Annotated in this window: 25 protein-coding genes; 13 read left to right on the top strand and 12 right to left on the bottom strand. The window is 68.2% G+C overall.

Annotated features, from left to right (window positions below; all coding sequences use genetic code 11):
• Window positions 1-56 precede the first annotated feature (56 nt).
• Window positions 57-2,039, top strand: coding sequence for an alpha/beta hydrolase family protein (locus tag ABIC35_RS10920; RefSeq protein ID WP_121074097.1), 1,983 nt, complete (start codon window positions 57-59; stop codon window positions 2,037-2,039).
• Window positions 2,040-2,105: 66 nt separating this feature from the next.
• Here the strand turns inward: ABIC35_RS10920 and rpsD are convergent, their stop codons facing one another.
• The 3 genes from rpsD to queG form a co-directional block, all read right to left on the bottom strand.
• The gene (rpsD, locus tag ABIC35_RS10915; protein ID WP_064312571.1) at window positions 2,106-2,720 is read right to left on the bottom strand and encodes a 30S ribosomal protein S4; all 615 of its coding nucleotides are present in this window, start codon (window positions 2,718-2,720) and stop codon (window positions 2,106-2,108) included.
• Window positions 2,721-2,896: 176 nt separating this feature from the next.
• Window positions 2,897-3,166, bottom strand: coding sequence for a hypothetical protein (locus ABIC35_RS10910; RefSeq protein ID WP_121074100.1), 270 nt, complete (start codon window positions 3,164-3,166; stop codon window positions 2,897-2,899).
• Window positions 3,167-3,294: 128 nt separating this feature from the next.
• Entirely contained in the window at window positions 3,295-4,419 is a 1,125-nt protein-coding gene (gene queG / locus ABIC35_RS10905; RefSeq protein WP_354278432.1) for a tRNA epoxyqueuosine(34) reductase QueG, read from the bottom strand.
• A 36-nt stretch (window positions 4,420-4,455) separates the two neighbouring features.
• Here queG and ABIC35_RS10900 point away from each other — a divergent pair, with 36 nt between their 5' ends.
• The gene (locus ABIC35_RS10900) at window positions 4,456-5,382 is read left to right on the top strand and encodes an ABC transporter ATP-binding protein (RefSeq protein WP_121074103.1); all 927 of its coding nucleotides are present in this window, start codon (window positions 4,456-4,458) and stop codon (window positions 5,380-5,382) included.
• Complete coding sequence (locus tag ABIC35_RS10895) at window positions 5,379-6,587, top strand: ABC transporter permease (protein WP_121074106.1); 1,209 nt, start codon at window positions 5,379-5,381, stop codon at window positions 6,585-6,587. The genes ABIC35_RS10900 and ABIC35_RS10895 overlap by 4 nt, the downstream gene beginning before the upstream one ends.
• A 54-nt stretch (window positions 6,588-6,641) precedes the next feature.
• Here the strand turns inward: ABIC35_RS10895 and ABIC35_RS10890 are convergent, their stop codons facing one another.
• The gene (locus ABIC35_RS10890; RefSeq protein WP_121074109.1) at window positions 6,642-6,905 is read right to left on the bottom strand and encodes a hypothetical protein; all 264 of its coding nucleotides are present in this window, start codon (window positions 6,903-6,905) and stop codon (window positions 6,642-6,644) included.
• Between the two features lie 53 nt (window positions 6,906-6,958).
• Between ABIC35_RS10890 and rpiB the strand changes: the two genes are divergently transcribed.
• From rpiB to ABIC35_RS10870, 4 genes are read left to right on the top strand one after another with little or no spacing between them, the layout of a single operon-like run.
• Window positions 6,959-7,411, top strand: coding sequence for a ribose 5-phosphate isomerase B (rpiB, locus tag ABIC35_RS10885; RefSeq protein WP_121074112.1), 453 nt, complete (start codon window positions 6,959-6,961; stop codon window positions 7,409-7,411).
• Window positions 7,408-8,715, top strand: coding sequence for a serine hydroxymethyltransferase (gene glyA, locus ABIC35_RS10880; protein WP_121074115.1), 1,308 nt, complete (start codon window positions 7,408-7,410; stop codon window positions 8,713-8,715). Before rpiB ends, glyA begins: the two co-directional genes overlap by 4 nt.
• The gene (gene nrdR, locus ABIC35_RS10875; protein ID WP_064311935.1) at window positions 8,716-9,177 is read left to right on the top strand and encodes a transcriptional regulator NrdR; all 462 of its coding nucleotides are present in this window, start codon (window positions 8,716-8,718) and stop codon (window positions 9,175-9,177) included.
• Window positions 9,174-9,896, top strand: coding sequence for an RNA methyltransferase (locus ABIC35_RS10870; protein WP_121074118.1), 723 nt, complete (start codon window positions 9,174-9,176; stop codon window positions 9,894-9,896). The genes nrdR and ABIC35_RS10870 overlap by 4 nt, the downstream gene beginning before the upstream one ends.
• 168 nt (window positions 9,897-10,064) lie before the next feature.
• Here the strand turns inward: ABIC35_RS10870 and ABIC35_RS10865 are convergent, their stop codons facing one another.
• Both ABIC35_RS10865 and ABIC35_RS10860 read right to left on the bottom strand, forming a co-directional pair.
• Window positions 10,065-11,786, bottom strand: a complete 1,722-nt coding sequence (locus tag ABIC35_RS10865; RefSeq protein ID WP_121074122.1) for a DEAD/DEAH box helicase — start codon at window positions 11,784-11,786, stop codon at window positions 10,065-10,067.
• A gap of 68 nt (window positions 11,787-11,854) precedes the next feature.
• Window positions 11,855-12,097 (bottom strand): hypothetical protein, encoded by a 243-nt coding sequence (locus tag ABIC35_RS10860; protein WP_354278431.1) that lies wholly within the window; start codon window positions 12,095-12,097, stop codon window positions 11,855-11,857.
• An 81-nt stretch (window positions 12,098-12,178) separates the two neighbouring features.
• Here ABIC35_RS10860 and ABIC35_RS10855 point away from each other — a divergent pair, with 81 nt between their 5' ends.
• The 4 genes from ABIC35_RS10855 (at window position 12,179) to ABIC35_RS10840 (ending at window position 15,831) form a co-directional block, all read left to right on the top strand.
• Entirely contained in the window at window positions 12,179-12,391 is a 213-nt protein-coding gene (locus tag ABIC35_RS10855) for a hypothetical protein (RefSeq protein WP_066720093.1), read from the top strand.
• A gap of 132 nt (window positions 12,392-12,523) precedes the next feature.
• The gene (locus ABIC35_RS10850) at window positions 12,524-12,991 is read left to right on the top strand and encodes a DUF1203 domain-containing protein (protein ID WP_121074128.1); all 468 of its coding nucleotides are present in this window, start codon (window positions 12,524-12,526) and stop codon (window positions 12,989-12,991) included.
• 76 nt (window positions 12,992-13,067) lie between these two features.
• Window positions 13,068-14,840 (top strand): SLC13 family permease, encoded by a 1,773-nt coding sequence (locus ABIC35_RS10845; RefSeq protein ID WP_121074131.1) that lies wholly within the window; start codon window positions 13,068-13,070, stop codon window positions 14,838-14,840.
• A 13-nt stretch (window positions 14,841-14,853) separates the two neighbouring features.
• Window positions 14,854-15,831: a quinone oxidoreductase family protein gene (locus tag ABIC35_RS10840; RefSeq protein WP_121074134.1), complete on the top strand. Its 978-nt coding sequence runs from the start codon at window positions 14,854-14,856 to the stop codon at window positions 15,829-15,831.
• A 52-nt stretch (window positions 15,832-15,883) separates the two neighbouring features.
• Here ABIC35_RS10840 and ABIC35_RS10835 read toward each other — a convergent pair whose 3' ends face one another.
• Window positions 15,884-16,270: a hypothetical protein gene (locus ABIC35_RS10835; RefSeq protein ID WP_121074137.1), complete on the bottom strand. Its 387-nt coding sequence runs from the start codon at window positions 16,268-16,270 to the stop codon at window positions 15,884-15,886.
• 73 nt (window positions 16,271-16,343) lie between these two features.
• Between ABIC35_RS10835 and ABIC35_RS10830 the strand changes: the two genes are divergently transcribed.
• Window positions 16,344-17,342 (top strand): adenosine kinase, encoded by a 999-nt coding sequence (locus ABIC35_RS10830; protein WP_121074140.1) that lies wholly within the window; start codon window positions 16,344-16,346, stop codon window positions 17,340-17,342.
• A gap of 80 nt (window positions 17,343-17,422) precedes the next feature.
• On the opposite strand, the gene ABIC35_RS10825 is transcribed toward ABIC35_RS10830, so the two are convergent.
• From ABIC35_RS10825 to ABIC35_RS10815, 3 genes are all read right to left on the bottom strand, one after another.
• The gene (locus ABIC35_RS10825; protein WP_121074143.1) at window positions 17,423-18,976 is read right to left on the bottom strand and encodes an amino acid permease; all 1,554 of its coding nucleotides are present in this window, start codon (window positions 18,974-18,976) and stop codon (window positions 17,423-17,425) included.
• Window positions 18,977-19,105: 129 nt separating this feature from the next.
• Window positions 19,106-19,483, bottom strand: a complete 378-nt coding sequence (locus ABIC35_RS10820; protein ID WP_121074146.1) for a histidine triad nucleotide-binding protein — start codon at window positions 19,481-19,483, stop codon at window positions 19,106-19,108.
• 167 nt (window positions 19,484-19,650) lie between these two features.
• Window positions 19,651-19,968, bottom strand: coding sequence for a phosphoribosyl-ATP diphosphatase (locus tag ABIC35_RS10815; RefSeq protein ID WP_121074149.1), 318 nt, complete (start codon window positions 19,966-19,968; stop codon window positions 19,651-19,653).
• A 108-nt stretch (window positions 19,969-20,076) separates the two neighbouring features.
• Between ABIC35_RS10815 and ABIC35_RS10810 the strand changes: the two genes are divergently transcribed.
• Window positions 20,077-20,478, top strand: coding sequence for a YbaN family protein (locus ABIC35_RS10810; protein ID WP_121079154.1), 402 nt, complete (start codon window positions 20,077-20,079; stop codon window positions 20,476-20,478).
• 544 nt (window positions 20,479-21,022) lie between these two features.
• On the opposite strand, the gene hisF is transcribed toward ABIC35_RS10810, so the two are convergent.
• Both hisF and hisA read right to left on the bottom strand, forming a co-directional pair.
• Window positions 21,023-21,784: an imidazole glycerol phosphate synthase subunit HisF gene (hisF, locus tag ABIC35_RS10805; protein ID WP_121074154.1), complete on the bottom strand. Its 762-nt coding sequence runs from the start codon at window positions 21,782-21,784 to the stop codon at window positions 21,023-21,025.
• Window positions 21,781-22,509, bottom strand: a complete 729-nt coding sequence (gene hisA, locus ABIC35_RS10800; protein ID WP_121074157.1) for a 1-(5-phosphoribosyl)-5-[(5-phosphoribosylamino)methylideneamino]imidazole-4-carboxamide isomerase — start codon at window positions 22,507-22,509, stop codon at window positions 21,781-21,783. Before hisA ends, hisF begins: the two co-directional genes overlap by 4 nt.
• Between the last annotated feature and the right edge of the window lie 4 nt (window positions 22,510-22,513).

Genomic DNA, 22,513 nt, shown 5'->3' with positions numbered 1-22,513 from the left:
GGATTGCTAAAAGCCGCGCGCCTTTTAAGATCGGCAGGAACAAGTTGGGGGTAACAATGAACAACCTGGTGCGCGCGGTGCTGCTGGCTATCGCGATGCTTCCTGCTGCCGCGTGGGCGCAGAGCAAGGATGCGGTGAATTTCGGCATCCGCGAATTCATCCAGCAGATCAGCCTGTCGCCCGACGGCAGCCATGTCGCGATGCTGGAGCCGGTGCGCGGCCGCGGCAACGTGCTGCTGATTGCCGACATGGCGACGGGCACGACCAAGACCATTCTCGGATCGACCGGCAATCCCGAACGGCTGCGCAACTGCCACTGGGCGAGCGACACCCGCATCGTCTGCAATCTGTACATGATCCAGAAGCTGGCGGAGAAGCTGCCGTTCACGCGGATGGTGACGGTGAACAGCGACGGCACCGACCTGAAGGTACTCAGCTCGCACGAGAGCATGAATGCGCTCGACATCATGCAGTCGGGCGGCGCCATCGTCGACTGGGGTCCCGACGGTTCCAACGGCTCGGTGCTGATGACGCGGCAATTCGTGCCGGAGTTTTCGACCGGGACCCACATCGCGAGCAGCCAGGAGGGACTGGGCGTCGAGCTGGTCGACGCCACCACGCTTCGCCGCAAGACCGTCGAAAGCCCGCGGCCGGGCGCGCGCGAATATATCAGCGACGGGCACGGCACCGTTCGCATCATGGGCGTGGAGAATGTCGGCAGCACCGGCCTCAATTCCGGCCACTATCTCTACAGCTATCGCCTGCCGGGCAGCCGCGAATGGAAGCGGTTCGGCGAACTGGTTGCCACGCCCACCGGCGCGCAGGGGTTCGACCCCTATGCCGTCGATCGCGACGCCAACCTCGTCTACGGTTTTGCCAACGAAAGCGGCCGCAGCGCGCTGTACAGCGTCACGCTCGACGGCACGTTGACCCGCAAGCTGGTGCTCGCCAACCCGTTGGTGGATGTCGATGGCCTGGTCCGGATCGGCCGGTATCGCCGCGTCGTCGGCGCCAGCTACGCCACCGACCGGCGCGTCACCGAATTCTTCGATCCCGAACTCAAGAAATTGCAGGAATCGCTGGCCAAGGCGCTGCCGGGCAAGCCGCTGGTCACCTTCCTCGATTCGAGCGCGGACGAATCGAAGCTGCTGCTGTTCGCCGGCGGCGATAGCGATGCCGGCACCTATTATGTCTACGACAAGAAGACCCACCAGCTGGGCGAGGTGCTGGCGTCGCGGCCGCAGCTGGCCGGCATGAAACTGGCGAGCGTGCAACCGATCCGCTTTCCCGCCGCGGATGGCACGGAGATTCCCGGCTATCTGACGCTGCCGGCGGGCAGCGACGGCAAGAACCTGCCGGCGATCGTGATGCCGCATGGCGGCCCCGGCGCGCGCGACGAATGGGGCTTCGACTGGCTCGCCCAGTTCTTCGCGGCGCGCGGCTTCGCGGTGCTCCAGCCGAACTATCGCGGCTCGACCGGCTATGGCGACGCCTGGTACCAGAAGAACGGCTTCCAATCGTGGCGTACCGCGATCGGCGACGTCAACGATGGCGGGCGCTGGCTGCTGAAGCAGGGCATCGCCGCGCCGGGCAAGCTCGCGATCGTCGGCTGGTCCTATGGCGGCTATGCCGCGCTCCAGACGTCGGTGCTCGATCCGGATCTGTTCAAGGCGATCGTCGGAATCGCGCCCGTGACCGATCTCGAATCGGTGCGCACCGAAGCTGCGGGCTACACCAACTACGCGCTGGTCGACGCGTTCATCGGGCACGGCCCGCATGTCCGCGAAGGATCCCCCGCGCAGAATGTCGATCGGATCAAGGCGCCGGTGCTGCTGTTCCACGGCGACCAGGACCTGAACGTCGGCGTCGGCGAATCGCGGATGATGGCGTCGCGACTGCGCGGCGCGGGCAAGCAGGTTGAGTATGTCGAGTTCAAGGGGCTCGATCACCAGCTCGAGGACGACGTCGTCCGCGCCCAGATGCTCGACAAGAGCGACGGCTTCCTGCGTACCGCGCTGGGCCTGCCGGCCAAAGCCTGAGGGCACAACGAAAAAGGGCGGCCCCGAAGGACCGCCCTCTTTTCGTTTCCCGAAGGAAGCCGAAGCTTAGCGCGAGTAGAACTCGACGACCAGGTTCGGTTCCATCTTCACCGGGTACGGCACTTCGTCGAGCGTCGGCACGCGGGTGAAGGTGACCTTCGCCGCACCGTCGGGCGCGACATAGTCGGGGATGTCGCGCTCGGCGAGGCTCTGCGCTTCCATGACCAGCGCCATTTCCTGCGCCTTGCCGCTCAGGCTGATTTCCTGGCCCGGCTTGATGCGGCGCGAACCGATGTTGCACTTCTCGCCGTCGACGCGGACGTGACCGTGGTTGACCAGCTGGCGGGCCGCGAAGATCGTCGGCGCGAACTTGGCGCGGTAGACGATCATGTCGAGGCGCTGCTCGAGCAGGCCGATCAGGTTCTGACCGGTGTCGCCCTTCATGCGCGACGCATCTTCATACGAACGCTTGAACTGCTTCTCGGTGATGTCGCCGTAATAGCCCTTGAGCTTCTGCTTGGCGCGCAGCTGGATGCCGAAGTCCGACATCTTGCCCTTGCGGCGCTGGCCATGCTGGCCCGGGCCGTACTCACGCTTGTTCACCGGGGACTTCGGACGACCCCAGATGTTTTCGCCCATGCGGCGATCGAGCTTATGCTTGGCGCTGGAGCGCTTCGACATGTCAATTCCTTACCAATTGCTGTGACGTTGACCCGGGCGGCAAGCCGTCCTGATCGCGATCCCGGTTTCGCCTGTGCTTCTCTTGCGGGAAAAGCGCAGGGCCACCGCTTCACCGGGGGTGCGGGGCCAATTGCGAAGCGGCGCGCCTAGCGGGAGGCGCGCGCCGAGTCAAGCTGTCACCCTTTGTGGCCTTCAATCGCGAGCGAGCGATTCTGCAAGGCGCGGGCGGCGGCGGGATCTTCCCGCTTGTCCAGCGTGCGCCATTCCTCGCGGGTGTGGCATTCCCGCTTCCCCATGTTGGAACCGGTGATGGGCACGCGGCGGCAAACCGGCTTTTCGACCGCCGGAGCGGCTGCAGCAGGTGCCGACGCGGGTGCCGGCGCGGTCTGCGCGGCAAGCGCCGGCGACGCGATCAGGCAGCAGGCGATGGCATGGATCAAACGCATAACGAGTCTCTCCCAGTGGAGCGTGCGAAAAATCGCCATTTCGCACTTGCGAAAATAGAGAAAGTCGGGGGAAGCCACCATACGCAGGTCTAACCTCACCTCTTGAACGCCGCGGCGGTTGCGCCGTGCTACTGCCATTCCGCATGTGCGAGCGGATCTTGTTCCATGCTCGCCCGCGCAATGCGTTCGTCCGCCCAGCGCGCGGGTGCCAGTTGCGCCAGCGCCCAGATCGCCGCGCCTCGGACCACGGGATCGGGATCGTCGAGCAGCGTCGCAACGGGCGCCACCAGCCGCGCACTGCCACTGTTGCCGGCCGCGATCAGGCAGTTGCGCACCATCCGGTCGCGGCCGATGCGCTTGATCGGGGAGCCGGCGAAGACCTCGCGGAAGCCGGCATCGTCCAGCGCCAGCAGATCGGCGAGGTGGGGGACGGTCAGCTCGGCGCGCGGGTGGAAGGCGAGGTTCGCCTGGGCAGCAGCGGCGAACTTGTTCCACGGGCACACTGCCAGGCAATCGTCGCAGCCATAGATGCGGTTGCCGATGCCTTGGCGGAGGTCGCGCGGGATCGGCCCCTTGTTCTCGATCGTCAGGTAGGAGACGCAGCGGCGCGCGTCGATCCGATAGGGGGCCGGGAAGGCGCCGGTCGGGCAAGCGGTCTGGCAGGCGTCGCAACTGCCGCAGCCGCCGCCGCTCGGGCCGTCGGAGGCGAGGTCGAGCGTGGTGTAGATCGCGCCGAGGAACAGCCAGCTGCCATGGCTGCGGCTGACCAGATTGGTGTGCTTGCCCTGCCAGCCGAGCCCAGCGGCCTCGGACAGCGGCTTTTCCATCACCGGCGCAGTATCGACGAACACCTTCACGTCGGCGCCCGGCGCCTCGGCGACCAGCCAGCGGGCGAGTTCCTTCAGCCGGCGCTTGACCACGTCGTGATAGTCGGCGCCCTGCGCATAGACCGAAATGCGGCCGATCTCGCCCGCGTCCGCCAGCGCCAGCGGGTCGTTGGCCGGGGCGTAGCTCATGCCCAGCGCGATCACCGAGCGCACCTCGGGCCACAGGCCTTTGGGGCTGCCGCGCTGCTCGGCGCGCTCCTCCATCCACAGCATCTCGCCATGCGCGCCCTCGTCCAGCCATTGGCGCAGCCGCTCGGCGGTGCGCGGCGCGGCGTCAGCATGCGCGATGCCGCACGCCGCGAAGCCGATCTCCGCCGCCTTCGCCTTCAGCCGTTCCTCGATGGACTTGTCTTGCCGCACGCGCACCCGCTACCACGTTGCGATTGCTAGGGGGAGGCATCGTTGCAGCAACTCGCCGTCAGTGCCTCCGGGCTGGTCAAGCGTTTCGGAGACCGGCGCGCCGTCGACGGCGTCGGCATCGCGGTGCCCAAGGGCCTTATCTACGGGGTGCTCGGCCCCAATGGCGCGGGCAAGACCACGACGCTGCGCATGCTGCTCGGCATCATCGAACCCGACGAGGGCGAGCGGACCCTGCTCGGCAGCCGCCACCCGCGCGACATGAGCGACCAGGTCGGCTATCTGCCCGAGGAGCGCGGTCTCTATCCCAATATGAAGTGTCGCGAGGCCATCGCCTTCATGGGCGCGCTGCGCGGGCTGCCCTGGGCGACCGGGCGCAAGCGGGCAGGGGAGCTGCTCGAAAGCGCGGGGCTCGGCCATGCCGCCGACGACAAGATCCGCAAGCTCTCCAAGGGCATGGCGCAGCTGGTGCAGTTGCTCGGATCGGTGGTGCACGAACCCGATTTGCTGGTGCTCGACGAACCCTTTTCGGGGCTCGATCCGGTCAACCAGGAGCGGCTGGAGCTGCTTATCCGCGGCCAGCGCGATCGCGGGGCGACGATCCTCTTCTCCACCCATGTGATGGCGCATGCCGAGCGGCTGTGCGAGCGCATCTCGGTGATCGCCGGCGGCAAGGTGCGGTTCGAAGGCAGTGTGGACGAGGCGCGTGCCCTGCTGCCGCTCCGCGCCCGCTACACGCCGCACCACGATGCCGACGCGATCGGCGCGATGCTGCCCGCCGATGCGGTGCGCGAGGAGGGCAGCTGGCGCTTCACCGTGCCCGATGGCGGCATCGAGGCGCTGCTCGTCCGGCTGATCGATGCGGGGCATGGCATCTCCGGCCTGTCGATCGAGCGGCCGGGGCTGCACGACGCCTTTGTCCGCATCGTCGGCACCGAGGCGCTGGCCGACCAGCCGGAGACGATCGCATGATGCCGCGGTTCCTCCGCCAGGCGCTTACCATTGCGCGCCGCGACCTCACCGCAACGGTGATGACGCCGACCTTCCTGCTCTTCCTCTTGAGCCCGTTGCTGATGATCGGTTTCGGCATCATCGGCGGGCTGAGCGGCCAGGCTGCGGGCGCCGCCGGCGAGGCCCGGCAGATGCTCGTGGCGATCGTGCCCGTCGGCCAGCAGGATGGCCTGCGCGCCGCCGACCGCGAACTGCGCAGCGTGTTCACGCGGGACTCCGCCCGGCCGAAGCTGCAGCTGCAAGATCCGCAAGCGGATATGGCGCGGCAGGCGCGGGCGCTGTTCGATTCCGATGCGATCGAGGCGGCGGCGGTGCTCTATGGCCCGCTCGATCATCCCACGGTGGTGCGCCGCGCCGGTTCCGAGGCCGAGGGGCGCTATCTCGCCGCGCTTGCCGCCCAGACGCTGCGCGCCGAGCACGCGCCGGGCATCCGCAGCACCGCGCGCTTCAAGACCATCGCAGTGCAGGCGCCGACCGTCAGCGGGCGCGGGCAGGCGGCCTACTTCTCCACCTTCGCCATCTTCCTCGTCACGCTGATGCTGTCGGGCCAGGCGGTGGGGGCGATGGCCGAGGAGCGCTCGAACAAGGTGATCGAGATCCTCGCCGCCGCGGTGCCGCTGGAGAGCGTGTTCTTCGGCAAGCTGCTCGGCGCGTTCGGATCGGCGCTGCTGTTCGTCGCCTTCTGGGGCACGCTGGTCGCCAGCTTGCCGCGGCTGTTGCCGGGCGACGCGGCGGGGGTGCTGACCAGCCTGAGTGTCGCCGTTGGGCCGATCTTCCCGCTGCTGCTGATCGGCTATTTCGTGATGGCCTATCTGCTGCAGAGCGCGGTGTTCCTCGGCGTCGGCTCGCTCGCCTCCAGCCAGCGCGAGATCCAGATGCTGTCGCTGCCGATCACCATCTTCCAGTTCGCGATGTTCGGCATGTCGTCCTATGCGGCGGGCAATCCGGAGAGCTGGGTGGCGACCGTGGCGGAGGTCGTGCCGTTCAGCTCGCCCATGGCGATGGCCGCGCGGGCGGCGAATGCGCCGGAGCTCTGGCCGCACGCGCTCGCCTTTGCCTGGCAGGTGCTGTGGGTGGCGATCACGCTGACGATCGCGGCGCGGCTGTTCCGGCGCGGGGTGCTCAAGTCGGGAAGCCCGAAGCGCGGGAAGAAGGCGGCGGCGTAGCGAATCTTCTCCCGCTCGCGTTCCCCTCCCGCAAGCGGGAGGGGAGAAGAAGCATTAGTGCGCCGCGTCGTCGATCGCGTTGCCGGTGCGGTCCACGCCGTTCGCCAGCGCATCGCCGGTATCGTCCGCGCCCTCGCGGATCGCGCGACCGGCGGCGTCGGCGCGGTTCTCGATCCGATCGCCCAGCCGGTCGGCCGCATTGGCCAGCGAGTCGCCGGTACGATTCAGCGAATTGTCGACGCGGTCCTCGGTGCTCGGCGAGCAGGCGGCGAGGCCGAGTGCCAGCGCGGGAAGCAGAACGGACAGAGTCTTCGGCATATGGTCTCCTGGGTGTCTAGCCAGCGGGCGCACACGCGCGTAGAGGGCGCGCCATGCACCATCGCATCGCCCTCGCCTCGGATCACGCCGCCTACGTAATGAAGGCAGAACTCGCCGATTGGTTGCGTGGCCTCGGCCATGACGTGCTCGATCTGGGCACCAACGGGCCCGAGAGCGTCGACTATCCCGACTATGGCTACCGGCTCGGCAAGGCGATCGAGACCGGCGACGCGGCCTTCGGCATCGCGCTGTGCGGATCGGGCATCGGCATCTCGATCGCGGTCAACCGCAACCCCGCCGCCCGCTGCGCGCTCGTCTCCGAGCCGCTCTCCGCCGGCCTTGCGCGCGAGCATAACGATGCCAATGTCATCGCGCTCGGCGCGCGGATGATCGGCATCGAGATGGCCAAGGCGTGCGTCACCCAGTTTCTCGAAACGGCTTTCCTCGGCGACCGGCACGTCCGCCGCGTGGAGAAGCTGAGCAACCCCGAAAGGAGCCCCGCATGAGCACCAACCCCGTTACGGCAGGCCTTCAGCCGGATGGCTTCTTCACCAAAACCCTCAGCGAAGTCGATCCGGCGGTGTTTGCCGGCGTCGAGCATGAGCTCGCCCGCGAACAGCACCAGATCGAGCTGATCGCCTCCGAAAACATCGTCTCCAAGGCGGTGCTCGAGGCGCAGGGCTCGGTGTTCACCAACAAGTACGCCGAGGGCTATCCCGGCAAGCGCTATTACCAGGGCTGCCACCCGTCCGATGAGGTGGAGCAGCTGGCGATCGATCGCGCCAAGCAGCTGTTCGACTGCGGCTTCGCCAACGTCCAGCCGCACTCGGGCGCGCAGGCGAACGGCGCGGTGATGCTCGCGCTGACCAAGCCGGGCGACACCATCCTCGGCCTCAGCCTCGATGCCGGCGGCCACCTGACCCACGGCGCCCGCGCGGCGATGAGCGGCAAGTGGTTCAACGCGGTCCAGTACGGCGTGCGCCCGGACGATCACCTGATCGACTATGACCAGGTCGCCGCCCTCGCCCGCGAGCACAAGCCGAAGCTGATCATCACCGGCGGCTCGGCCTATCCGCGCCACATCGATTTCGCCCGCTTCCGCGCGATCGCGGATGAGGTCGGCGCGCTGTTCATGGTCGACATGGCGCACTTCGCCGGCCTGGTCGCCGGCGGCGTCCACCCGACCCCGTTCGGCCACGCCCATGTCGTCACCACCACCACGCACAAGACGCTGCGCGGGCCCCGTGGCGGCATGATCCTGACCAACGACGAGGCGATCGCCAAGAAGATCAACTCGGCGGTGTTCCCGGGCCTGCAGGGCGGCCCGCTGATGCACGTGATCGCCGCCAAGGCCGTCGCGTTCGGCGAGGCGCTGCGGCCCGAGTTCAAGAGCTATGCCGCGGCTGTGGTCGAGAACGCCAAGGTGCTGGCGGCGACGCTGAAGGAGCGCGGTGCGAACCTCGTCTCGGGCGGTACCGACACGCATCTCGCGCTGGTCGACCTCACCCCGCTGGGCGTGACCGGCAAGGACGCCGACGAGGCGCTGGAGCGCGCCGCGATCACCTGCAACAAGAACGGCATCCCCAACGATCCGCTGCCGCCGATGAAGACCAGCGGCATCCGCGTCGGCTCGCCGGCGGGCACCACCCGCGGCTTCGGCCCGGCCGAGTTCCGCGAGATCGGCAACATGGTCGCGGACGTGCTCGATGGCCTGCGGACCAAGGGCGAGGCAGGCGACGCCGCGGTCGAGGCCCATGTGAAGGCCCGCGTCCGCGCGCTGTGCGAACGCTTCCCGATCTACGGCGGCTAAGTGCGCTGCCCATTCTGTTCCAATGAAGCCAGCCAGGTAAAGGATAGCCGCCCCACCGACGACGGGGCGGCGATCCGCAGGCGGCGGCAATGCGAGGCGTGCGGTGCGCGCTTCACCACCTTCGAGCGCATCCAGCTGCGCGACCTCACCGTGGTGAAGAGCGGAGACCGCCGCGAGCCGTTCGAGCGCGAGAAGCTGATGCGCTCCGTCTCCACCGCCTGCCGCAAGCGCCCGATCCAGCCCGCGCAGATCGAGCGGCTGGTCTCCGGCATCCAGCGCCAGCTGGAGACGACAGGCGAGAGCGAAATCCCCTCCCAGCGCATCGGCGAGCTGGTGATGGAGGCGCTCAAGGGCCTGGATTCGGTGGCCTATATCCGCTTCGCCAGCGTGTATAAGGATTTCCGCGAGGCGAAGGATTTCGAGGAATTCGCCGGTAACGTCAGCGAGGTCGGCAAAAGTTGAATTCCCCCGTCATCGTGCTCGTCCGCCCGCAGCTGGGCGAGAATATCGGCAAGGCCGCGCGCGCCATGCTCAACTTCGGGCTGGTCGAGATGCGGCTGGTGAGCCCCCGCGACGGCTGGCCGAACCCCTCGGCCGGGCCGGCGGCGAGTGGCGCGGACATCGTGCTCGAAAAGGCGCAGGTGTTCGAGAGTGTCGCCGATGCGGTGGCGGATTGCACCCACGTCTATGCCACTACGGTGCGCAAGCGCGGGGTGACCAAGCCGGTGGTGACGCCCGAGGTCGCCGCGCGCGAGATCCACGGCGCGCCCACGCGCAGCGCGATCCTGTTCGGGCCCGAGCGTTCGGGGCTGGAAACCGACGACGTGGCGCTGGCCCGCACGATCATCACCGTGCCGATCAACCCGGAATTCGGTTCGCTGAATCTGGCACAGGCAGTGATCCTGGTCGCCTATGAATGGTCCAAGCATGTCGGGCTGGAGAGCCCGCCCGCGGTCGATCTCGATCCGCCGGCGCCGCAGGAGGAGCTGGACGGGATGATCGGGCAGCTCGATGCGATGCTCGACGATTCGGGCTATTATTTCCCGCCCGACCGGGTGCCGTCCACCAAGCGCACGCTGCGCACGCTGCTGACCAAGCCGCGCTGGTCCAGCCAGGAACTGCGCACGCTGCGCGGGGTCTTGTCGGCTCTCGATGGCCGCAAGCGGCACCGGGCGGAATAAGGACCCCAACGCGCCGCCGTCATTCCGGCGAAAGCCGGAATCCATTGGGGTCGCCCGTTTGGCTTTTGCTGCGGCGTAGTGGCGAATGGATCCCGGCTTTCGCCGGGATGACAGCTTAGAGTTGACCGAGCCGCTCCCCCTCCATCCCGGGAAGGGAGCGTCGTCAGTTTAGCGCCCGCGCGGCGGGCCCTTGCGGAAGCCGCCGGGCTTGCCGTTGGCGTTGCTGCGGTTCGGCGGACCACGCCGCACCGGACCATCCGAGCGCGCACCGGGCTGCGGCGCGTCCATCGCACGCTCGATCCGGATGCCGTCATCGTCATCACCCGCAGTGCGTGCAAACTTGTCGACCGCGCTAGCGAACTTCGCTGCCAGCTGCGCCGGGATCTGGAAGTGCGTTTCGTTCGCCGCGATGCGGATCGCGCCGACTTCGTTGCGCGTGATGTGCCCGCGGCGGCAGATCAGCGGCAGGATCCAGCGCGGATCGGCGTTCTGCCGCCGCCCGATATCCATGCGGAACCACACGGTATCGTCGAAGCCGGGGCGGTGACGCTCCTGCTGCGCGGCGCGGCGTGCTTCCGGGGTCGCCTCGATCAGCTCTTCCGGCTCGGGCAGCTGCGAGCGGTGCGCGCGGACCAGCGCGGCGGCGATCTCGGCCGGAGTCTTCTCGGCGAGCAGGCGCTCGGCGAGTGCGATGTCTTCCTCGTCCGTCTCGATCGGCTGGAGCAGCGCGGCGATCAGCCGCTCGCGATCGGCGGCGCGGATCTGTTCGACGGTCGGCGCTTCGATCCACACGGCCGGAATGCGTGCGCCGTGCAGCATCTGCTCGACGCGGCGGCGGCGCGGATAGGGGACGATGAGCACCGCGGTGCCCTTCTTGCCCGCACGGCCGGTACGGCCCGAGCGGTGCTGAAGCGTCTCGGCGTCGCGCGGCAGTTCGACATGGACCACCAGCGTCAGCGTCGGCAGATCGATGCCGCGCGCGGCAACGTCGGTGGCGACGCAGACGCGGGCGCGGCGATCACGCAGCGCCTGCAGCGCATGGTTGCGCTCGGACTGCGAATGCTCGCCGGATAGGGCGACGGCTGCGAAGCCGCGCTCCATCAAGCTGGCGTGGAGGTGGCGAACATTGTCGCGCGTCGCGCAGAACAGGATCGCCGTCTCCGCCTCATGGAGGCGCAGCAGGTTGATCACGACATGTTCGATATCGGCCGGCGCAACGGTCACCGCCTGGTAGCTGATGTCGCCATGCCCGCGATCGTCGCTCTTGGTGGTGATCTGGAAGGCGTTGCGCTGGTAGCGCTTGGCCAGCGCCACGATCGGGCGCGGCATCGTCGCCGAGAACAGCAGCGTGCGGCGGTCTTCGGGCGTCGCGTCGAGGATCGCTTCCAGCTCTTCGCGGAAGCCCATGTCGAGCATCTCGTCGGCCTCGTCGAGCACCGCGACGCGCAGGCTGGACAGGTCGAGCGCGCCGCGCTCGAGATGGTCGCGCAGACGGCCGGGCGTGCCGACGACGATGTGCGCACCGTGGTTGAGCGTGCGGCGCTCCTTCGAGGCGTCCATGCCGCCCACGCAGGTTGCGATGCGCGCGCCGGCCGGGCTGTACAGCCAGATCAGCTCGCGGCTGACCTGCAGTGCGAGTTCACGCGTCGGTGCGATGATGAGGGCGAGCGGCGCGCCGGCGGGCGGCAGCGTCTCTTCGCCGGCGAGCAACTCAGGCGCCATGGCGAGGCCGAAGGCGACCGTCTTGCCCGAACCCGTCTGGGCGGAGACGATGAGGTCGCGGCCCGCGGCCTGGTCTTCCAGGACGGCGGACTGGACCGGAGTCAGCGTGGAATAGCCACGCTGTTCCAGCGCCTCGGCGAGGCGCGTCGGTAGATTTTGAATAGACATTGAGACCCTAAAATTGGGGCTACGCGCGGCGCACCGCAAGCCCGATACAGTGTTGCAGGCGCGCCCCTCTAACCTCGCGCGCGATCGATCAGCCAGACGGCGAGCGTGAGGGCGAACCCCACTGCCAGCCCGGCCAGCAATCCCACCGTCGCTTCTCCGCGTAGGGCCCCGGCCACTGCGCCGACGAGAATACTCGCCGTCAACAGGAAGCCGCCGGCCATCGGCGTGCGCGAAGGGGTGGACTGCATGGTGCCCTTTGCCACGAATCTGCGCGAAGCGCCAGCCTTTGCCATGGTTTCCCGCTCGTTCACCAGCATCGTCCACCGGAGCGGAAGGGAAACCGGTGTATCAGGCCGGCACGGGCCGGGGGCTGCCCCAGTGTTGGAGTTGCAATGGACGTCTACCCCTATCTGAGCGATCGCGACGAAGTGCACGACGCGGCCGATCTGATTCGGCGCTTCGGCCACGCCGCCTGCGGCGAAGCCGCGGCGCGTGCCGAGGCGAGCCGGGATCTCGGCAACGTCGTTCATTTCTGCCGCTGGCGCCAGATCGAGCGGCTGGTGGTGCTGCTGTCCGTACCCAAGGTGCTGGGCACGGTGCACTGAGCGTCCGCTGACGCCGGCCGCCGCGGCTGACTTCTAGGCGCGGCGGAAGTGTTCAAGCCGTTTTGAGCGCAGAGACCGGGACGTGCCGGTTTCCCGGCAACGCTATGCCGCTCCCCAACCAAGGAGACGGTCATGGCATTTCGCGTTCTAGGCATCGATCCCGCATCGTTCGAGCATCTCGTCGGTCTTTCCGAGGAGGCGTTGGCCGCGCTGGGCATCCGTCGCTACACCGTCGACGCAAAGCCCGGCTTTCCCGACCGCATTGAAGTGCGGGACCTCGAGCCGGGGGAGACGGTGCTGCTGCTCAACTATGAACATCAGCCCGCCGACACGCCGTATCGCGCCACCCACGCGATCTTCATCGGCGAAGAATCGCGCACGCGGCTGGACATGATCGACTCGCTGCCGGAGGCGATCCGCATCCGACCGATTTCGCTGCGCGCCTTCGATGCCGCGGGCGAGATGGTCGACGCTGATCTCGCCGACGGCGCTGCGCTGGAGCCGCTGATCCTGCGCTTCCTCGCGCGTGCCGACGTGTCCTATCTCCACGCGCACTATGCCAAGCGCGGCTGCTACGCAGCGCGGATCGAGCGCGTGTAACGCCATCGCCGCCCGCAACCGGACCCAACCCCTCGCATCGGCGTTAGCTTCCTCGCACTCCTTCCGCGAGGTACGCTTGACCACACCCCAGATCCTGTCGCTCGTCGTGCTCGCGGGCATGATGCTGCTCTTCGTCTGGGGAAAGCTGCGCTACGACATGGTGGCGGTGCTGGCGCTGCTCGCGGCGCTGGCGGTGGGGGTGGTGAAGCCCAAGGAGGCGTTCACCGGCTTTTCGGACGACATCGTCATCATCGTCGCCTCGGCGCTGGTGCTTTCCGCGGCCGTCCAGCGGTCGGGGGTGATCGAACGCGCGATGCTGCTGCTCCAGCGGCGGGTGACGCGGGTGCGCTCGCAATTGCTGCTGCTCAGCGCCAGCGTCGGCTTCGCCTCGGCGCTGGTCAAGAATATCGGCGCGCTGGCGATGATGATGCCGGTCGCCTTCCAGATGGCCAAGCGCTCCAAGGCCTCGCCCGCCACCTTCCTGATGCCGATGTCGTTCGCCTCGCTGCTCGGCGGGCTGATCACGCTGATCGGCACCTCGCCCAACATCATCGTCAGCCGGGTGCGCGAGGAGATGACCGGCCAGCCCTTCGGCATGTTCGATTATGCGCCGGTGGGGCTGGGGCTGACGCTGGTCGGCCTGGTCTTCCTGCGCTTCGCCTATCGGCTGATCCCGCGCGACCGCCGCGCCGCGCCAACGCTGGGCGAGGCGATGGATATCGAGGATTATGTCACCGAGGCCGCGGTGCCGGAGGGATCGGAAGCGGTGGGCGAGACCGTCGCCGAATTCCGCGAGCGCCATGATCATGCGGTGGCGGTGACCACCATCCTGCGCGGCGGCATCCGCAGCACGCCGTTCCCGGACAACAAGCTACGCGCCGACGACGTACTGATCCTCGCTGGCGCGCCCGACGACCTCGAACGCGTGATCGCCACCGATGCGCTGGTGCTGGAAGGGCAGGACCGCGCACAGCCCGAGGGCAATACCAGCGAGGTCGGCGTGATCGAGGCGGTCATCGGCACCGACTCCACGCTAATCGGCCGCACCGCCGGGCGGCTGGGCTTGCACGAGCGCTTCGGGGTAAACCTGATCGCGGTGTCGCGGCAGGGCGAGCGCTTGTCCACGCGGCTCGGCGAGATCGAGCTGCGCGCGGGCGACGTGATCGTGCTGCAGGGCCCGCTCGACCTGTTGTTCGAGCGGCTGGGCGAGCTCGGCTGCCTGCCGCTCGCGCAGCGCGAGCTGCGGCTGGGCAGCGCGCGCAAAGGGCTGCTGCCGCTCGCCATCCTCGCGGTGGCGATGGCGGCGACGGCGACCGGCTATGTGCCGGTGGCGGTCGCGTTCTTCGCGGCGGCGGGGCTCACCATACTGCTTGGCGCGCTGCCGGTGCGCGAGGCCTATGAGCATATCGAATGGCCGATCCTGGTGATGCTCGGCGCGCTGATCCCGGTCAGCGATTCGCTGCGCACCACCGGCGCGAGCAAGATCATCGGCGACCAGCTCGGCCATATCGCCGCGACGCTGCCGCCCTGGGGCGCGGTCGCGATGATCCTGGCGGCGGCGATGGCGGTGACGCCCTTCCTCAACAATGCCGCGACGGTGCTGGTGATGGCGCCGATCGCCGCCACCTTCGCCGGCGAGCTCGGCTATCGGCCCGAGGCGTTCCTGATGGCGACCGCGGTGGGCGCGGGCTGCGACTTCCTCACGCCGATCGGCCACCAGTGCAACACGCTGGTGATGGGGCCGGGTGGCTACAGGTTCGGCGACTATGCGCGGCTGGGCGCACCCTTGTCGTTGCTGGTGCTGCTGATAGGCACGCCGCTGATCATGGCCGTATGGCCGGTGCATTGAGGATGGAGTTTCGATGGAACAGATGATTCGCTTCGAGCAGACCGGCGGTCCCGAAGTGCTGCAATGGATCGAGGTCGACCTGCCCGCGCCCGGCCCCGGCGAGGTGCGGCTGCGCACGGAAGCGGCGGGGCTCAACTTCATCGACGTGTACCACCGCACCGGCGTCTATCCGGCGCAGCTGCCCTCGGGCATCGGCGTCGAAGGCGCGGGCGTGATCGAAGCGGTGGGCGAGGCTGTCACCGGCTTCGCGGTCGGTGATCGGGCGGCGACCTTCGGGCCGGCGCTCGGCTCCTATGCGACGGCGCGCAACCTCAAGGCGGAGACCCTGTTCAAGCTGCCCGACGACATCAGCAGCGAGACCGCCGCGGCGGTGCTGCTCAAGGGCTGCACGGTCGAGTTCATGGTCGAACGCGCCGCCAAGGTGCAGGCGGGCTGGACCGTGCTGGTCCACAGCGCGGCCGGCGGGGTCGGGCAGATCGCGGTCCGCTGGCTGAAGGGCATCGGCGCGACGGTGATCGGTACCGTGGGCCATGAGGCCAAGGTGGAGAAGGCGAAGGCGGTCGGCTGCGACCATGTGCTGCTGTCGCGCGGGCAAGAGGATGTCGCCGCGCGGGTGCGCGAGATCACCGGCGGCGCGGGCGTGCCGGTGGTGTTCGACGGGATCGGCAAGGCGACCTGGGAAGCATCGCTGGGATCAGCGGCGCGGCGCGGGCTGATCCTCAGCTATGGCAACGCCAGCGGATCGGTGGAGGGGGTGAAGCTCGCCACGCTCAACCAGCATGGCTCGCTGTTCGTCACCCGGCCCAAGCTGTTCGATTACTATGTGACGCCCGAGGAGCGTGCGGCGGGTGCGGCGCGGCTGTTCGAGATGATCGAAAAGGGCGCGGTGAAGCCGGAGATCGGCCAGCGGTTTGCGATCCGCGATGCGGCGGAGGCGCACCGCGCGATCGAAGGCGGGCAGACGACCGGGTCGACGATCCTGCTGCCGTAAACGGAGCTGCGCCGCTGCAGTCTGCGCTCCCCTTCCGCTTGCGGGAGGGGAGTTACTTCCGCTTGCTCAGCGCCGCGACGCAGCTCGCCTGGTCGAGCGGGCTGCCGTTGCGTTGCCGCGCGTCCACCCAGGTCACCGCCGGCGCGCCGCCGCCATGCTCGGACGGATAGAGATAGGCATCGAGCACGCAGATCGGCCCGACGAACTGCAGCTTGCGGCCCTTGCCCTCGGTCACGTCGAGCCGCGGCTGGCCGAAGCGCGCGAGCAGCTGCGGCGCAGTGAGTCCGCGGATCGGCGCCAGGTTCGCGGGCTGCTCGGGCACGCGCCCCGGCACCGGCAGCGGCGCCGCGGGCCGTGCCGTCGGCACCGTGCCCGAACAGGCGGCGAGCAGCAGCGCCGAAAAGGGCACCGAGGACTTGGCAAGACGGATGGCGTTCAAACGGTTTTCCCTTGGTTGCACTTGCACCTGCCTCTCTCTAGGGCGACGCCCATTACAATTGGAGCCCTGAACCTTGACCAACCCCAGCTACGACGTGGTCGCGATCGGCAATGCCATCGTCGACATCCTCGCCCAGGCCGACGACGCCTTCATCGAATCGATCGGCGTGCCCAAGGGCTCGATGCAGCTGATGTTCTCGCCCGAAGAGGCCGACGCGCTCTACGCCAAGATGGGCCCGGGCCGCGAGGTTTCGGGTGGCTCGGCGGCGAATACCGTTGCCGGCATCGCCGCGCTCGGCGGCAAGGCGGCGTTCATCGGCCAGGTGGCCGACGACCAGCTCGGCACCGTCTTCGCGCACGACATCCGCGCGGCGGGCGTGCACTTCGATACCGCGGTGCGTCCCGGCCAGCCGACCACCGCGCGCTGCCTGATCTTCGTGACGCCGGACGGCCAGCGCACGATGAACACCTTCCTCGGTGCCTCGCAGTTCCTCCCCGCCAGCGCCCTCGACGAGCAGCTGATCGCCAATGGCGCGATCCTCTATCTCGAAGGCTATCTGTGGGATCCGGAAGAGCCGCGCGCCGCGATGCGCAAGGCGATCGACATCGCCCGCGCCGCCGGCGGCAAGGTCGCCTTCACCCTCTCCGACGTGTTCTGCATCTCGCGCCACGGCGACGATTTCCGCAAGCTGATCGAGGACGGGCTGATCGACATCCTGTTCGCCAACGAGGCCGAGCTGCTCGCCCTTTGCGCGCATGAGGATTTCGAAGCGGCGGTGCAGCACATCCATGGCAAGGTGCCGCTACTCGTCGTCACCCGCAGCGAGAAGGGGGCGATGGCGCTCCAAGGCGACGAGCGGATCGAAGTTCCCGCCGAACCGATCAGCGCGCTGGTCGACACCACCGGCGCGGGCGACATGTTCGCCGCCGGCTTCCTGCACGGCCAGGCGCAGGGCAAGGGGCTGAAGGAATCGCTCCAGCTCGGCGCGATCTGCGCGGCGGAGATCATCCAGCATTATGGCGCGCGTGCCGAGAAGGACCTGAAGGCGCTCGCCGCCGCCAAGATCGGCTGAGGCTACCAGCACTGCCCAAAGAAGAAGGGCCGGAGGATCGCTCCTCCGGCCCTTTCTTTTTGTGCATGCTGATCCGGGGATCAGCTGTCCTTGTAGCCGGGCGTATGCGCGCTGCCGATCGGCGGCACCGGCTGGGGCGGGGCGTCCGCATCGGCTTCCGGCACGTCGACCAGCCCGCGGCCGACATGGCTGCGCGAGCGGCTATAGGCGTAATAGACCACCAGGCCGACGGCCGCCCAGCCGAAGAACAGCATGATGGTGGGGCCCGAGAGGCTGACGAACAGATAGAGGCAGCCCGCGATCGCGATCGGCGCGGTCACCATGATCGCCGGCGTGCGGAACGGGCGGTGGCGATTCGGATCGGTCTTGCGCAGCACGATCACCGCGATCGAGACGGCCGCGAAGGCGAACAGCGTTCCCGAGTTCGACACGTCCGCCAGCAGGCCCACCGGGAAGAAGGCGGCGAACAGCGACACGAAGATGCCGGTGAGGATGGTGATGACGTGCGGGGTGTGCCACTTCGGATGCACCCGCGAGAAGAATTCGGGCAGCAGGCCGTCGCGGCTCATCACGAAGAAGATGCGGGTCTGACCGAACATCATCATCAGGATGACCGAGGGCAGCGCGATGATCGCGGCCGCACCGACGAGCCAGCCGAGGAACGGATGCCCGATCGAGCGCAGCGTCCAGGCCAGCGCTTCCTTCGAGCAGACCACGACCTGCTCGGTGAGCGCGGAACAGGCCTGCGACAGGGCAGGCGTACCCGGCGACAGCACTTCGCCCGCCGGGCCATGGACCGGCTGCGCGCCGACGGTGCCGATCACGCCGGCGGCGACGAGCATGTAGAAGATGGTGCAGATCGCGAGGCTGCCGATCAGGCCGATCGGCATGTTGCGCTGCGGGTTCTTGGTCTCTTCGGCGGCGGTCGAAACCGCGTCGAAGCCGACATAGGCAAAGAAGATCGAGGCGGCGGCACCCGAGATGCCGGCGAAGCCGAGCGGCGCGAACGGCGTGAACTGGCCGGTCTTGAGCACGGGCAGCGTGACGATCACGAACATCGCCAGCGCGAGGATCTTGATGCCGACCAGCACCGCGTTGACCGAGGCGCTCTCCTTGGTGCCCTTCACCAGCAGCGCGGTGACGATCGCGGCGACTGCCATCGCCGGCAGGTTGATCATGCCGCCGTCGAACGGCCCGCGGATCAGCGCCAGCGGCACCTCGATGCCGAAATTATTCTGGATGAAGCCCATCATATAGCCGGACCAGCCGACCGATACGGCCCCCGCCGCAATCGCATATTCGAGGATCAGCGCCCAGCCGACCATCCAGGCGACCAGCTCGCCCATCACCGCATAGCTGTAGGTGTAAGCAGAGCCGGAGACCGGCACCATCGCCGCCATTTCGGCATAGCAGAGCGCCGCGACGGCGCAGACGAAACCGGCGATGACGAACGAGACCATCATGCCCGGCCCGGCCTTCTGCGCGGCCTCGGCGGTGAGCACGAAGATGCCGGTGCCGATCACCGCGCCGATGCCGAGCATGGTCAGCTGGAAGGCGCCCAGCGAGCGGTGGAGCGATTTCTTTTCGGCTGTGGCTAGAATGGCATCGAGAGGCTTTACGCGCCCGAATATCATTGCGTGATCCCCATATGCGGCGAGCGTTGCGCCGCCCCCAATTGGTAAAGGCGCGAGCCTAGCCCCAAACGCGGCCCGCGCAATCCCTTACGATGTGCCGACGCGAAACAATGTTGCGTCTCGGCGCAATTACCGCGCGAGCATCGGGCCGAGCGGCTGGCCCGCGAAGATGTGGACGTGGAGGTGCGGCACCTCCTGGCCGGCATGGATGCCGGTATTGGCGAGCAGGCGGTAACCGGGCTCGACGAATCCCGCGTCGCGGGCGACCTTGCCGACCGCACGGATGAACCCGGCGATCTCGGCTTCGGAGGCGCGGGCCGAGAAATCGTCCCAGCTGACATAGGCACCCTTGGGAATCACCAGGATATGATGCGGCGCCTGGGGGGCGATGTCGTGGAAGGCGAGGGCGTGGTCGTCCTCATACACCTTCTTCGCCGGGATCTCGCCGCGCAGGATCCTGGCGAAGATGTTCTGGTCGTCATAGGGCTTGGTGGCGTCGATCGGCATTGGTGGCTCCCTGTATCCTCCCCTGCAAGGGGAGGTGGCGCGCGCAGCGCGACGGAGGGGGGTAACCGGTCGAGCCCGAAGTCCCCGCTCTCAGCGGGGACACCCCTCCGTCAGGCCTGCGGCCTGCCACCTCCCCTTACAGGGGAGGATCGAGGGGAGGGAAGTGCCTAGGCCCCCCGCGCCGCCTTTTCGGCAATCCCGGACACGCCCTCGCGCCGCGCCAGCTCGGCGCGGACATCGTCGAGGCCCAGCCCCATGTCTGCCAGCAGCACGAGCAGGTGGAAGAGCAGGTCCGCCGATTCCTTCACCAGCTCGTCGCGATCGTCCTGGATCGCGGCGATCACCGCCTCGGTGGCTTCCTCGCCCAGCTTCTGCGCGATCTTGGCGCGGCCGCGGGCGGTGAGCTTGGCGACATAGCTGGTCGCGGGATCGCCGGTGCGGCGGTCGCGGATGGTCTGTTCGAGCGTGTCGAGAAGGTCGGCCATGGTCTCCGGCTGCGGGAGGCGCGCGGCGCTGTCAATCCTGGGGCGCGGGATTGCGGTGCTTCCCTTATGGTCACTGCGAGCGATTCGCGGCAGCAGGGCAGGATGACGATGGTGCAGGAACGCGAATCGGGGGCAGGGCAGGGGCGGCTGTCGCGACCCTTGTGGCTGGTGCTGGGCTTCGTGTTCGTGGGCCTCGGCTTCATCGGCGCGCTGCTGCCGCTGATGCCGACGACGATCTTCCTGATCCTCGCCGCCGGCTGCTTCGCCCGCTCCTCGCCGCGGCTGGAGGCCTGGCTGCTCGACCATCCGCGATTCGGGCCGACGCTGGTGGCGTGGCGCGAACAGGGCGCGATCCCGCGCAAGGGCAAGGCGATGGCGTGCGCGGGCATGGCGCTCGGCTACGGCCTGTTCGCCTGGGGCGCCCGGCCGGGACCTTGGCTCGCGGTGGGGGTGGCGGCGGCGATGCTGGGGTGTGCGTGGTATGTGCTGAGCCGGCCGACCGCGGTGTAACAGGGTATGTCAGGGATTGGTGGAAAGCCGCCGTTCAGGCACGGATGCTATCCTCTTGCGTTAACCGTCGACCATGCTCCCGACCATTGATCTCTTGATTACACCTCGTCTGTCCAATTCGAACACGACTACCACATCGGTCTCGTTCAAGAAGTCGTAGACGAGATAGTACTGACGCGACGGGCTCACCCTCGCCCCTACGAAGCGCATATACTGTAGGTCCTCCCTGAAATCCTCATGCGCTTTCTGCGGGTAACAAATTGCGACTACCTCTCTCGCTTTACGAACTTCTGGGTCGTCAGGTCGAGCGTCGGAGTAGGTGATCTTCCGCTGCGGTTCACCAGAAAACTGGGGTGGATAAAGCATCAATACAGAGAACTTACCGCCGGGGTCCGGGAACCCAGAACATCGGTCGGCCTGCTGCTTGCAGCCGCTTGAGCCAACCAGCGCAAGTGCCAACATCCATAGGGAAACAGTTGATCTCATCACCGAGACATGCCCGAAGCTGCCAGAGTCCGGAAGTGGGCGCAAGCGGAGGTGTTGCCTACCCCCGAACCGGAATCCCCGCCGCCGCCAGCGCGGCATGCGCTTCGGCGATCGTCGCCTGGCCGAAGTGGAAGATCGACGCGGCCAGCACCGCCGAGGCATGGCCGTCGCGGATTCCCGCCACGAGATCGTCCAGCCCGCCGACGCCGCCCGAGGCGACCACCGGCACCGTCACCTGGTCGGCGATGGTGCGGATCAGCTCAAGGTCATAGCCGTCGCGGGTGCCGTCGCGGTCCATCGAGGTGACGAGCAGCTCGCCCGCGCCCAGTTCGGCGAGGCGCAGTGCGTGCTCCACCGCGTCGATGCCGGTTTCGCGGCGGCCGCCATGGGTGAACACCTCCCAGCGGCCGTCGCCGGTCCGCCGCGCGTCGACCGAGGCGACGACGCACTGGCTGCCCATGCGGTCGGCGATCTCGGCGACCACTTCCGGCCGCGACACCGCCGCGCTGTTCACCGCGACCTTGTCCGCGCCCGCCAGCAGCAGCGCGCGGGCATCCTCAACGCTGCGCACGCCGCCGCCGACGGTGAGCGGCATGAAGCACACCTCGGCGGTGCGGCGCACCACGTCGAGGATCGTGCCGCGCGCTTCGTGGCTGGCGGTGATGTCGAGGAAGCAGAGCTCGTCGGCGCCCGCCGCGTCATAGGCGCGGGCCTGCTCGACCGGATCGCCGGCGTCGCGCAGCTCGACGAAGTTGACGCCCTTGACGACGCGGCCGTTCGCCACGTCGAGGCAGGGGATGACGCGGGCGCGGACGGTCATCGCCCGGCCTCGATCGCCTCGGCGAGGTCGAGCCGGCCGTCATAGAGCGCGCGGCCCGAGATCACGCCTTCGATGCCGTCCGTCACATGCTGGCGGAGCGCATGGATGTCGTGGATGTCGGTGACGCCGCCGCTGGCGATCACCGGGATCGACACGGCGCGGGCGAGCGCCACGGTCGCCTCGACGTTACACCCCTTGAGCAGGCCGTCGCGGCCGACATCGGTGAAGAGGAGCGCGGCGACCCCGGCATCCTCGAAGCGGCGGGCGAGATCGACCACGCTCACGTCCGACACATCGGCCCAGCCATGCGTCGCGACCATGCCGTCGCGCGCGTCGACGGCGACGACGATCTGGCCGGGATGCGCGCGGGCGGCTTCGCGGACGAGGTCCGGGTTCTCGAGCGCGGCGGTGCCGATCACGACGCGGGTAACGCCCATGTCGAGCCAGCGCGCAATCGATTCGCGGTTCCGGATGCCGCCGCCGAGCTGCACCTTGGCAGGCGTCTTCGCCAGGATGTTGGCGACCGCAAGGCCGTTGACCGATTCGCCCGCAAAGGCGCCGTCGAGGTCGACGACGTGCAGCCACTCGGCACCGGCCTCGGCGAACAGCGCGGCCTGGGCGGCGGGGTCGTCGCCGTACACCGTGGCGCGCGCCATGTCGCCTTCGGCCAGGCGAACGACCTGGCCGGCCTTGAGATCGATGGCGGGGAAGATGTGCAGGGTCATGGGG

This window comes from Sphingomonas trueperi, from assembly GCF_040545965.1.
Lineage (GTDB): Bacteria > Pseudomonadota > Alphaproteobacteria > Sphingomonadales > Sphingomonadaceae > Sphingomonas > Sphingomonas trueperi_C.
The sequence above is the reverse complement of the archived record's forward strand: the minus strand, read 5'-3'. Positions and strand labels throughout refer to the sequence as shown.

Bases quoted from the DNA above. Each gene is read 5' to 3' on its own strand.
- ABIC35_RS10920 (WP_121074097.1), top strand. From the start codon at position 57: ATGAACAACCTGGTGCGCGCGGTGCTGCTGGCTATCGCGATGCTTCCT.
- rpsD (WP_064312571.1), bottom strand. From the start codon at position 2,720: ATGTCGAAGCGCTCCAGCGCCAAGCATAAGCTCGATCGCCGCATGGGC.
- ABIC35_RS10910 (WP_121074100.1), bottom strand. From the start codon at position 3,166: ATGCGTTTGATCCATGCCATCGCCTGCTGCCTGATCGCGTCGCCGGCG.
- ABIC35_RS10895 (WP_121074106.1), top strand. From the start codon at position 5,379: ATGATGCCGCGGTTCCTCCGCCAGGCGCTTACCATTGCGCGCCGCGAC.
- ABIC35_RS10890 (WP_121074109.1), bottom strand. From the start codon at position 6,905: ATGCCGAAGACTCTGTCCGTTCTGCTTCCCGCGCTGGCACTCGGCCTC.
- rpiB (WP_121074112.1), top strand. From the start codon at position 6,959: ATGCACCATCGCATCGCCCTCGCCTCGGATCACGCCGCCTACGTAATG.
- glyA (WP_121074115.1), top strand. From the start codon at position 7,408: ATGAGCACCAACCCCGTTACGGCAGGCCTTCAGCCGGATGGCTTCTTC.
- ABIC35_RS10865 (WP_121074122.1), bottom strand. From the start codon at position 11,786: ATGTCTATTCAAAATCTACCGACGCGCCTCGCCGAGGCGCTGGAACAG.
- ABIC35_RS10855 (WP_066720093.1), top strand. From the start codon at position 12,179: ATGGACGTCTACCCCTATCTGAGCGATCGCGACGAAGTGCACGACGCG.
- ABIC35_RS10850 (WP_121074128.1), top strand. From the start codon at position 12,524: ATGGCATTTCGCGTTCTAGGCATCGATCCCGCATCGTTCGAGCATCTC.
- ABIC35_RS10840 (WP_121074134.1), top strand. From the start codon at position 14,854: ATGGAACAGATGATTCGCTTCGAGCAGACCGGCGGTCCCGAAGTGCTG.
- ABIC35_RS10825 (WP_121074143.1), bottom strand. From the start codon at position 18,976: ATGATATTCGGGCGCGTAAAGCCTCTCGATGCCATTCTAGCCACAGCC.
- ABIC35_RS10820 (WP_121074146.1), bottom strand. From the start codon at position 19,483: ATGCCGATCGACGCCACCAAGCCCTATGACGACCAGAACATCTTCGCC.
- ABIC35_RS10815 (WP_121074149.1), bottom strand. From the start codon at position 19,968: ATGGCCGACCTTCTCGACACGCTCGAACAGACCATCCGCGACCGCCGC.
- ABIC35_RS10810 (WP_121079154.1), top strand. From the start codon at position 20,077: ATGGTGCAGGAACGCGAATCGGGGGCAGGGCAGGGGCGGCTGTCGCGA.
- hisF (WP_121074154.1), bottom strand. From the start codon at position 21,784: ATGACCGTCCGCGCCCGCGTCATCCCCTGCCTCGACGTGGCGAACGGC.
- hisA (WP_121074157.1), bottom strand. From the start codon at position 22,509: ATGACCCTGCACATCTTCCCCGCCATCGATCTCAAGGCCGGCCAGGTC.